Source organism: Mycobacterium sp., assembly GCF_025965855.1.
Taxonomy (GTDB): Bacteria; Actinomycetota; Actinomycetes; order Mycobacteriales; family Mycobacteriaceae; genus Mycobacterium.
This window is the reverse complement of the sequence record NZ_JAOPWB010000209.1, coordinates 1-9014: the sequence shown is the minus strand read 5'-3', so window position 1 is coordinate 9014 and position 9014 is coordinate 1. Positions and strand designations below refer to the sequence as shown.

At 69.3% G+C, this 9014-nt stretch carries 9 protein-coding genes and 2 pseudogenes; 4 read left to right on the top strand and 7 right to left on the bottom strand.

Features of this window, described 5'->3' with window-relative positions:
* Together JWP83_RS17910 and JWP83_RS17905 are read left to right on the top strand one after the other, a co-directional pair.
* Positions 1-258: pseudogene (locus tag JWP83_RS17910) on the top strand (MarR family transcriptional regulator); the annotation flags it as partial.
* Positions 259-541: 283 nt separating this feature from the next.
* Complete coding sequence (locus JWP83_RS17905) at positions 542-1084, top strand: DUF4333 domain-containing protein (RefSeq protein WP_297732499.1); 543 nt, start codon at positions 542-544, stop codon at positions 1082-1084.
* Positions 1085-1121: 37 nt separating this feature from the next.
* On the opposite strand, the gene JWP83_RS17900 is transcribed toward JWP83_RS17905, so the two are convergent.
* Positions 1122-1859 (bottom strand): acyltransferase, encoded by a 738-nt coding sequence (locus JWP83_RS17900; RefSeq protein WP_297732497.1) that lies wholly within the window; start codon positions 1857-1859, stop codon positions 1122-1124.
* Between JWP83_RS17900 and JWP83_RS17895 the strand changes: the two genes are divergently transcribed.
* Together JWP83_RS17895 and JWP83_RS17890 are read left to right on the top strand one after the other, a co-directional pair.
* Positions 1858-3267: a PQQ-binding-like beta-propeller repeat protein gene (locus JWP83_RS17895; RefSeq protein WP_297732494.1), complete on the top strand. Its 1410-nt coding sequence runs from the start codon at positions 1858-1860 to the stop codon at positions 3265-3267. The two genes, JWP83_RS17900 and JWP83_RS17895, sit on opposite strands and share 2 nt — an antisense overlap.
* Complete coding sequence (locus tag JWP83_RS17890; RefSeq protein WP_297732492.1) at positions 3264-3602, top strand: hypothetical protein; 339 nt, start codon at positions 3264-3266, stop codon at positions 3600-3602. Before JWP83_RS17895 ends, JWP83_RS17890 begins: the two co-directional genes overlap by 4 nt.
* 3 nt (positions 3603-3605) lie before the next feature.
* Here JWP83_RS17890 and JWP83_RS17885 read toward each other — a convergent pair whose 3' ends face one another.
* From JWP83_RS17885 to JWP83_RS17860, 6 genes and pseudogenes are all read right to left on the bottom strand, one after another.
* Positions 3606-4301 carry an esterase gene (locus JWP83_RS17885; protein ID WP_297732490.1) on the bottom strand — a complete coding sequence of 232 codons (696 nt, stop codon included), beginning with the start codon at positions 4299-4301 and terminating at the stop codon, positions 3606-3608.
* Between the two features lie 68 nt (positions 4302-4369).
* Positions 4370-5611, bottom strand: a complete 1242-nt coding sequence (locus JWP83_RS17880) for a class I SAM-dependent methyltransferase (protein WP_297732501.1) — start codon at positions 5609-5611, stop codon at positions 4370-4372.
* The gene (locus tag JWP83_RS17875) at positions 5569-6543 is read right to left on the bottom strand and encodes a class I SAM-dependent methyltransferase (RefSeq protein WP_297732488.1); all 975 of its coding nucleotides are present in this window, start codon (positions 6541-6543) and stop codon (positions 5569-5571) included. Before JWP83_RS17875 ends, JWP83_RS17880 begins: the two co-directional genes overlap by 43 nt.
* 31 nt (positions 6544-6574) lie before the next feature.
* A pseudogene (locus tag JWP83_RS17870) lies at positions 6575-7237 on the bottom strand (enoyl-CoA hydratase); the annotation flags it as partial.
* Positions 7234-8055, bottom strand: a complete 822-nt coding sequence (locus tag JWP83_RS17865) for an NUDIX domain-containing protein (RefSeq protein ID WP_297732486.1) — start codon at positions 8053-8055, stop codon at positions 7234-7236. The pseudogene JWP83_RS17870 and the gene JWP83_RS17865, both read right to left, overlap by 4 nt.
* A complete protein-coding gene (locus tag JWP83_RS17860; protein WP_297732484.1) occupies positions 8052-8894 on the bottom strand; it encodes an ABC transporter ATP-binding protein in 843 nt (280 codons plus the stop codon). Before JWP83_RS17860 ends, JWP83_RS17865 begins: the two co-directional genes overlap by 4 nt.
* Positions 8895-9014: the final 120 nt, after the last annotated feature.

The following is a 9014-nucleotide window of genomic DNA, read 5'->3' as shown; positions in this document are numbered from 1 at the left end:
CTCGTCGATCGGATGATCGGCGCCGGCCATATTCGACGGGAACCCGACCCGGATGACCGGCGAAAGTGGCTGCTGCGCTACGAGGAGAGCGGCATGAGGCTGGCGCGCGACTTCTTCGGACCCCTCGGCGTCCTGCTCAGCGCCGCCCTGACGGACCTGACCGACAGGGACCTGGTCGCCGCTCACCGTGTTTTCACGGCGATGCTCGCCGCGATGTGGACGTTTGAGGATGAGCGGCGCCAGGAGACCGCACGGTAGCAGACCGTGGCTAGCCATGGTCTATTAGGGCGGGAGCTGGCTCAACCGCTGACATCGAATATGCCGGCGCCGTTGAGGTTTCGCCGGGATCTGCGGTAGCACGATCGCGCCGCCATGACGCCGAGCGCGCCGAAGCGCTGCGCCGTCATCGCAGCATCCGCGCAACCAGTCAGTTCACCACCGCGCTTCGGTGAAGGATTAGCGATTTCTCCTACCCCAAGCTGGTTGGCATGTAATCATCAGCCGATTCTCAGTTGTCGTCGATTTCGGCCCGGGAGGCGCCATGGCTCGCTCGATCGTTCGGACGTTGTTGGTTGCAGGCGCTGCCGCGGGGCTGATGGCCAGCGCCGGCGCCTGTTCGTGTTCGGTCGGATCGAAGCACGCGGTGAGCAAGGGTGACGTCGCCAACCAGATCACCTCCAAGCTGACGGACGCCGCCGGCAACAAGCCCGAATCGGTCACGTGCCCGAACGACCTGCCCGCCGCGGTCGGGGCGCAGCTGAACTGCACGATGAAGGTCAAAGACCAAACCTTCAACGTCAACGTGACCGTGACCAGCGTCAACGGCAACGACGTCAAGTTCGACATGGTCGAGACGGTCGACAAGGACCAGGTCGCCAAAATCCTCAGCAACAAGCTCACCCAGCAGGTGGGCCGCAAGCCCGATTCGGTGACCTGCCCGGACAACCTGAAGGGAGTCGAGGGCGCGACGCTGCGATGCGAACTCACCGACGCCGGCCAGAAGTACGGCATAGCGGTGAATGTCACGAGCGTCGACGCCGGCGACGTCAGCTTCGATTACAAGGTCGACGACAAACCCGAATAGGCCGGAACAGGCCCGACATTGGTCGGGATAGCCGCCGCTACCGGGACGCCTTCTTGCGTTCGATATCGGCCAGGGCGGCGGCCCTTTCGGCGCGCTGCGCGGCCGAGCTCTCCCAGGACAGCTGCCGGTTCTTGACCACCTTGGCAGGTGCGCCGACCGCGATCGAGTAGTCGGGGACGACGCCGCGGACCACGGCGTGCGACCCCAGCACGCAGCCGCGCCCGATGGACGTGCCGCGCAGCACCGTCGCTTTGACCCCGACCCAGGTGTCGGGGCCGATCCGGACCGGTGACTTGACGATGCCCTGGTCCTTGATGGGCAGGTTGATGTCGTCCATTCGGTGGTCGAAGTCGCAGACGTAGCACCAGTCGGCCATCAACACCGAATCGCCGAACTCGATGTCGAGATAGGTGTTGATGACGTTGTCGCGGCCCAACACGACCTTGTCACCGAACCGCAGCGAGCCCTCGTGCGCGCGGATGGTGTTCTTGTCCCCGATGTGCACCCAGCGGCCGATCTCCAGCTCCGACAGTTCCGGTGTCGCGTGGATCTCCACGCCCTTGCCGAGGAACACCATCCCGCGGGTGATGATGTGCGGGTTGGCCAGCTTGAATTTCAGCAGCCGCCAGTAGCGCACCAGGTACCACGGGGTGTAGGCGCGGTTGGCCAGCACCCACTTCAGCGAGGCCAGCGTGAGGAACTTGGCCTGGCGAGGGTCCCGCAAGTTCGATCCACGCCAACGGCGATGAAGCGGAGCATTCCACATGCTCGTCATGGCCGGAAAGCCTATCGGAGCCGCCACGGGTTACCCTCACCTGTACTCGATCGCCGCCCGCTCACATCGAAGGATTTGGACACCCGAGGTGCTTGCCCGACATCTCTTCCGTGGGCTTCGGCGTAGCTCGTGCGCAGCGCTGGCGGCCGCGCTCGCCGTCGGGCTCGGCGGCTGCGGCAACACAGATTCGTGGGTCGACGCCTCGCCCGCGCAGGGCTGGCCGGCGCAATACGGCGACGCCGCCAACAGCAGCTACACCGCGACCGGCGGCGCCATCAAGCTGTCGCTGCAGTGGACGCGGTCGGTCAAGGGCAGTCTCGCGTCCGGTGCCGCGCTCAGCGCGCGCAGCTATCTCGCGCTCAACGCGCAAACCCCGGCCGGGTGTTCGCTGATGGAGTGGGAGAACAACGACAACGGCCGCCAGCGCTGGTGTGTCCGGCTGGTCCAGGGCGGCGGCTTCGCCGGCCCGTTGTTCGACGGCTTCGACAACCTCTACGTCGGCCAACCGGGCACCTTCTTCTCGTTTCCGGTGACCCAGTGGACGCGGTGGCGCCAGCCGGTGATCGGGATGCCCACCACCCCAAGGTTTTTGGGACACGGCCAGCTGCTCGTCACGACACACCTTGGGCAGGTGCTGGTTTTCGACTCCCACCGCGGCGAGGTGATCGGCAGCCCGCTCGATCTGGTGGAGGGGGTCGACCCCACCGATGCGACGCGCGGGTTGGCCGACTGCGCGCCCGCCCGGCAGGGCTGTCCGGTTGCGGCCGCGCCGGCCTTCTCGGCGGTCAACGGGACGGTGGTGGCCGGCATTTGGCAGCCGGGCGCTCCGGCCGCAGGGCTGGTCGGGCTGAAGTACCACCCCGGCCAGACCCCGCTGATCACCCGGGACTGGGCCAGCGACGCGGTAGGCGCCGGTGTCATCGCCAGCCCGGTGCTCTCCGCCGACGGGTCGACCGTCTACGTCAACGGCCGCGACCAACGGCTGTGGGCCCTGCACGCCACCGACGGGAAGGTGAAATGGTCGGCGCCGCTGGGCTTCCTGGCGCAGACGCCGCCCGCGGTCACTCCGCAGGGCCTGATCGTGTCGGGCGGCGGCCCCGGCACGCGGCTGGCGGCGTTCAAGGACGCCGGCGATCACGCCGACCCGGTCTGGCGCCGCGACGACGTCACGCCGCTGTCGTCGTCGAGCCTGGCCGGCGGCGTCGGGTACGCGGTCGTCGACGGTCCACCCGCGGACGGCGCACCCGGCATGTCGGCGCTGGTCTTCGATCCGGCCAACGGCCATACGCTGGGCAGCTATCCGCTTCCGGCGGCCACCGGGTATCCCGTCGGGGTGGCGGTGGGCAACGATCGCCGGGTGGTCGCCGCCACCAGCGACGGTCAGGTCTACGGCTACGTGCCGGCATGAGCACCCGCAGCCGGCCGACGGACATCGCCGTAACCGTCGTCCTGTTGGTCGTCCATGGATTTCTGCTGGCGGCGACGGTTGTCCTGCTGGGCCTGGTCGTCATGGGCACCGACCCGTGCGGGGCCGTGAAGTGCGGCGATCCCGCCTGGATCGACCGCGCCATGATGTTGGGGATCTGGGGCGGCGCCGCCGTCCTGGTCGCCGACTTCGCGGTCTCCGTGTTCCTGCTCGTCCGGCGCCGGACCGCCTTTTTCGTCCCGATCATCGGTGGTGTGGCGCAGGTCGGGCTGACGATCGGCGAAGCGGCGATGGAGTCGCTGGCCGGACCCGTGTAGGCGCTAGATCGCCAGCGGCGGGATGGCGCTGCGGGGCACCTGCGCCTGGACCGGGCCGCCGACCGCCGGCAGCATCTCGCCTGGGGCGAAGTAGAAGATCAGCTGGTCGTCGGTGATGGCGAAGTTCTGATAGTGCGAGGGGTCAAGCCCGGTCGAGGGCAATATCAGCGCCCCCAAAGGGTTTTGACGGTTCAGCTCGCGCTGGACGATCGGGAAGATGCTGTCCAGCGACGTCGTGCCGGGCGCGAACAGATTGTCGAAGGTGATGGGCTGCTTGGTCCCGAGGTTGTAGTTGAACGCCTTGTACCAGGTGGTCGGCCGCGAACCGCCCAAGTCCTGGAAGAGCTTCAGCACGACGCTGCGGGTGTTATGGGGCGGCTGGCCCGCGGTGTGTTGTTCGGTGGTGGCTTCCATTTGGTAGGGCTGGTCGCGTGTCCCGGATCCCTGGGCGACGTTGACGAACCCGTCGCGGTTCTGCGTGATGTAGTCGGTCAACGCCTGCTCGTCGGGGTAGTCGGCGGGGAACGTCATGTTGAGCATGTAGCTGGGGCCGGTGGCGTGCACCTGGCACATCTGCCCTGTCTCGACGGTGCCGCCCAGGCTGGCGCACGACGGCGGCTCGGAGACCGAGCGGGGGGCGACCGGCCAGCCCAGCACGGCCGCGGCAGCCAGCGCCGCGGCCGCAATCAGGTAACGCATCGTCGAATTGTCCTCGCAGATTAAGGGCGGGGCGCCTACCAGGGTGACCGCAGCCAGCCTACCGGGCGCTATGGGGAGGGACGGCAGACGAAGGCCGCCGCGTGACCGGCGGCCCCGGAGCCGATGCGGGTGATGACCACCGACAGCGGCCGGTCACCGCGCGGCCGCAGCCGCCGCCGCAGACCGTCGGGGTCGATTCGCACACCGCGGATCAGGATCTCGAGCGACCCGCAGCCCAGCGCGGTCAACGCCTGCCGCAGCCGGCGCTCGTCGAACGCCAACTGCTCGAGCACCTCGAAGCCGCGGACCCCCGGCGGCAGCCGATCCCCGGACAGATACGCGATGTCGGGGTCGAGTTGCCACAGCCCGTGACGCGCGCCGTAGTGGCGCACCAGGCCGGCCCGGACCACGGCCCCGTCGGGGTCGACGATCCACCGCCCAGCCGGCTGCGCCGGGCAGTCGTCCGGTTCGGTGTCGGTGATCTCTTCCCCGCGGTCGAGGACGCTCGCCCGTCGGCGCACACCCGGCCGCGCCAACCCTGCCGACCACAGGCACGCTTCGCGGACCGACCCGCGATACGACGTCACCTCGATTTCACCGTCGAAACCGAGGCGCCGCACCTCGTCGAAATCTATTCCGGGAGCACACTTTACGACGAGGCCCCGGTCGCGATAGGTGTCCATCACCGGGCCCAGGCCGGGCCGGTAGTCATCGATGCGCAACCGCCGCCGCCCCCCGAGACGACGCGCCGGGTCGACGAGGACCACCGCGTCGCGGGTCACCGGATGCAGCGCGTCGGCGCGGCACAGGTCGGTCGCCGCGCCCAGGTTGTGGCGCGCCATCGCCAGCCGCACCGCATCGATGTCGCTGCCGACCGCCCGGATCCCCGCGTCGCGCAGCGCGGCCAACTCGGTGCCGATCGAGCACGTCGCGTCGTGCACCGTCACCGCCGCCTCAGCCAGCCGCCCGGCCCGATGCAAGGCCACCGGCGCCGCGGTGGCCTGCTGCAGCGCCTCGTCGGTGAACAACCAGTTCGACACGTCACCGAACTCGCCGAGCTTGCCTAGTTTTTCCAGGGCCCGGCGGCGCAGCAGCGTCGTCTCCACCAGCACCGGCGCCCGATCACCGAACCGCGCGCGCACCGCCGCGATGTCGGCGACCCGCGTCGCGTCGGTCAGCTCGAATTCGGCGACGGCGGCCAGCGCCGCGGCACCCGATTCCGACCCCAGGTAGTCGACGTCGTCGGCGCTGAAGCGCAGCCCGGCACTCAGGAGGGTTTGACCCCGGTGATCATCACGTTGTAGAACCAGCCCTTCGGCACCAGATGCCGCCACATGTTGGCGTCCACCCAGCCCAGCGTCTTCCAGCCGTTGAAGGCGAACTTCGCCCAGCCCCAGCCCAGCCGCCCGGGCGGCACGGTCGCTTCGAATGTGCGCACCGGCCAGCCGAACATTGCGGCGGTGAACTCCTCGCTGGCAGTGCGAACCCGCACGGCGCCGGCGTTGGCAGCCATCCGCTCCAGGTCTTTCGGCTCGAAGGTGTGCAGGTCGACCACCCACTCCAGGGCGGCCGCCCGTGAATTCTCGTCAATCTCGGCCTGCGGCCGCCGCCAACCGCCCAGTCCGGGCAGCTTCACGGCTCGGATGGTGATGTTCCATGTCAGGTCCGCCAGCCCGCGGGCGTAGCTATTGCCGACGGTGGTCGGCTCGCCGGCGAACACGAACCGGCCGCCCGGCTTGAGAACCCGGATCACCTCACGCAGCGACAGTTCCACGTCGGGAATGTGATGCAGCACGGCGTGCCCGACCACCAAGTCGAAGGTGTTGTCTTCGTACGGGATGCCCTCGGCGTCGGCGACCCGGCCGTCGATGTCCAGACCCAGCGATTGGCCGTTGCGGGTGGCGACCTTGACCATCCCCGGCGACAGGTCGGTCACCGACCCGCGCCGCGCCACCCCGGACTGGATCAGGTTCAGCAGGAAAAAGCCTGTCCCGCAACCCAATTCGAGCGCACGGCCATACGGCAACTCCCTGAGCGCCTCGTCGGGCACGGCGGCATCGAAACAGTCCCGGGCGTAATCGACGCACCGCTGGTCGTAGGAGATCGACCATTTCTCGTCGTAGTTCTCCGCCTCCCAATCGTGGTAGAGCACCTGGGCCAGCTTGCTGTCATGCCGCGCCGCTTCCACCTGCTCGGCGGTGGCATGCGGGTTGGGGACGGCGTCGGTGGAACTCCTCGTCATGCAGGGCAGCCTAATCGGCATCCGGTAGCGGATCGAAAACGGCGTTGATTCGGGCCTTGGCGGCGGCCAGCGCCTCGGACGGCCCGTCGAGGAAGCGGCGTGCCCACGCCGCCGCCGCGTCGTAGACGTCGTCGGGGGCCACCATCTCGTCGATCAGGCCCAGAGCCAGGGCCTCCTCGGCGCCGAAGAAGCGCCCGCTGAACACCAACTCCTTGGCCCTGCTCGCCCCGGCCACGTGGGTCAGGCGGGCCATTGCCCCGCCGCCGGGGATCAGGCCGGCCAGGATCTCGGTGGCGCCGAACTTGACGTTGTCGCCGCTGACCCGCCAGTCGGCGGCCAGGGCCAGCATGAGGCCGGCGCCCAGCGCGTATCCGGTGATCGCGGCCACGGTCGGCTTCGGGATTGCCGCCACGGCGTCGAGGGCCTCCCGGCGCACGCCGGCCGCGGTATCGGCCTCCGGGGGGCTCAGCGTCCGCAGCTCGGGCAGGTCATCGCCGGCCGAGAAGATTTCGTGGCCGCCGAAAAGGATCACGGCGGCGACGTCGTCACGGCGCCCCAGCTCGTCGGCCGCGGCCACGATCTCGCGGTAGACCTGCCGGGTCATCGCGTTGGTGGGCGGCCGCGACAGCAGCAACATGGCCAGGCCGGCGTCCTGGGAGCCGTCGCTGACCACGACGCTGACGAACTCCCTCAATGCCGCCACCCCATCCCACCGGCTTCCCGCGCCTGGTGGTACCGGTCGGAGTCGAAGAACTCGAAAATCCAGTTGTCGTCCTGGATCTCGAGGTGCGGCTGCACCGTGACGATCTGACGCTCGACGGCCAGCACATCGGCGACCGTGCGACCGGCCAGCGAGTCCAGCTGGGTCCAGGTCGGCGGCAGCAGGAAGCTACGTCCGGCGGCGAAGTCGTCGATGGCGGCCCGCGGCGTCGTCCAGCCGGCGTGGTCGGATTCGGTGTTCTCCCCGTCGGCCCGCTGCCCCTCCGGCAGGGCCCCCACAAAGAAATAGGTGTCGTAACGACGGGTGCGCTCGGCCTCCGGGGTCACCCAGTTGGCCCACGGCCGCAGCAGGTCGGATCGCAGTTCGAGGTTCTCCCGGCGCAGAAAGTCGGCAAAGGACAGCGAGCCCTCGGCCAGCGCGCGGCGGGCGTCGCCGTAGACCGAGGCATCCCCGACGATGCCGTCCGGGTCGCCGGCCGGGCCGGCGAACAACACCCCCGATTCCTCGAAGGTCTCCCGAGCGGCCGCGCAGACCAGCGCTTCGGCCAGGTCGGGTTCGATGCCGAACCGCTGCGCCCACCACTGCGGCGGCGGCCCGGCCCACGCGATGTCGGCGTTGCGGTCGCGGTCGTCGACGCCGCCCCCGGGAAACACCATCGTCCCCGCGGCGAACTCCATCCGCGAGTGCCGTCGCATCAGGAAGACGGCCAGGCCGTCCCCCGCTTCGCGCATCAACATCACCGTCGCCGCGGGCCTGGGAACCAGGGGCGGCGGATCCTGCGGTGAAGTCATGACTGCCTCCGGTGGGCCGCGCGGGTGCGAACTCGGCGGGCGAAATAGCGCCCGTCGGCGACGTCCAGGGCGATCGACTGGCCGAACGCGGTGGACAGGTTCTCGGCGGTCAGCACGTCGGGCAGCAAACCGGCGGCGACCACGCGCGCCTCCGACAGCAGCATGCAGTGGCTGAAGCCCGGCGGCACCTCCTCCACGTGATGGGTGACCAGCACCAGCGCGGGCGCATCGGGGTCGGCGGCCAGGTCGGCCAGCCGGGCTACCAGCTCCTCCCGGCCGCCCAGGTCCAGGCCGGCGGCGGGTTCGTCCAGCAGCAGCAGCTCCGGGTCGGTCATCAAGGCGCGGGCGATCAGCACCCGCTTGCGTTCCCCTTCCGACAACGTCCCGTAGGTGCGGTCCACGAGGTGCTCGGCGCCAAGGCTTTCCAGCATGTCGATCGCCCGGCGGTAGTCGACGTCGTCGTAGGGCTCACGCCATCGACCCAACACCGCATAGCCGGCGGATACGACGAGGTCGCGCACCAGTTCGTCGGTGGGGATCCGCTGCGCCAGCGCCGACGAGCTCAGCCCGACCCGCGAACGCAGCTCGCTCATGTTGACCCGGCCCAGCCGCTCGCCGAGGACGAACGCGACGCCCGACGACGGGTGCTCGGTCGCGGCGGCGATGCGCAGCAGCGACGTCTTGCCGGCGCCGTTGGGCCCGATGATCACCCAGCGTTCGTCGAGCTCCACGGCCCAATCCAGCGGTCCGACCAGGGGGCGTCCGCCGCGCTGTAGCGACACGTTTCTGAAGTCGATCAGCAGATCGGGGTCGGCTGCCTCGCTTCCGTTTTCGGGCACCCGACCATCGTGCCGTACCGCGGCGCCGGAATACCTGCCGGGTCTCCCTCCCGCGACCAGACGCAAAAGCCCCCATTTCGTCGCGAAATGGGGGGCTTTTGCGTCTGCTCGGGACCCCTA

Coding starts and splice junctions, on each gene's coding strand:
- JWP83_RS17905 (WP_297732499.1), top strand. CDS start 542: ATGGCTCGCTCGATCGTTCGGACGTTGTTGGTTGCAGGCGCTGCCGCG.
- JWP83_RS17875 (WP_297732488.1), bottom strand. CDS start 6,543: ATGACGAGGAGTTCCACCGACGCCGTCCCCAACCCGCATGCCACCGCC.
- JWP83_RS17865 (WP_297732486.1), bottom strand. CDS start 8,055: ATGACTTCACCGCAGGATCCGCCGCCCCTGGTTCCCAGGCCCGCGGCG.
- JWP83_RS17885 (WP_297732490.1), bottom strand. CDS start 4,301: ATGCGTTACCTGATTGCGGCCGCGGCGCTGGCTGCCGCGGCCGTGCTG.
- JWP83_RS17895 (WP_297732494.1), top strand. CDS start 1,858: ATGGCCGGAAAGCCTATCGGAGCCGCCACGGGTTACCCTCACCTGTAC.
- JWP83_RS17890 (WP_297732492.1), top strand. CDS start 3,264: ATGAGCACCCGCAGCCGGCCGACGGACATCGCCGTAACCGTCGTCCTG.
- JWP83_RS17900 (WP_297732497.1), bottom strand. CDS start 1,859: ATGACGAGCATGTGGAATGCTCCGCTTCATCGCCGTTGGCGTGGATCG.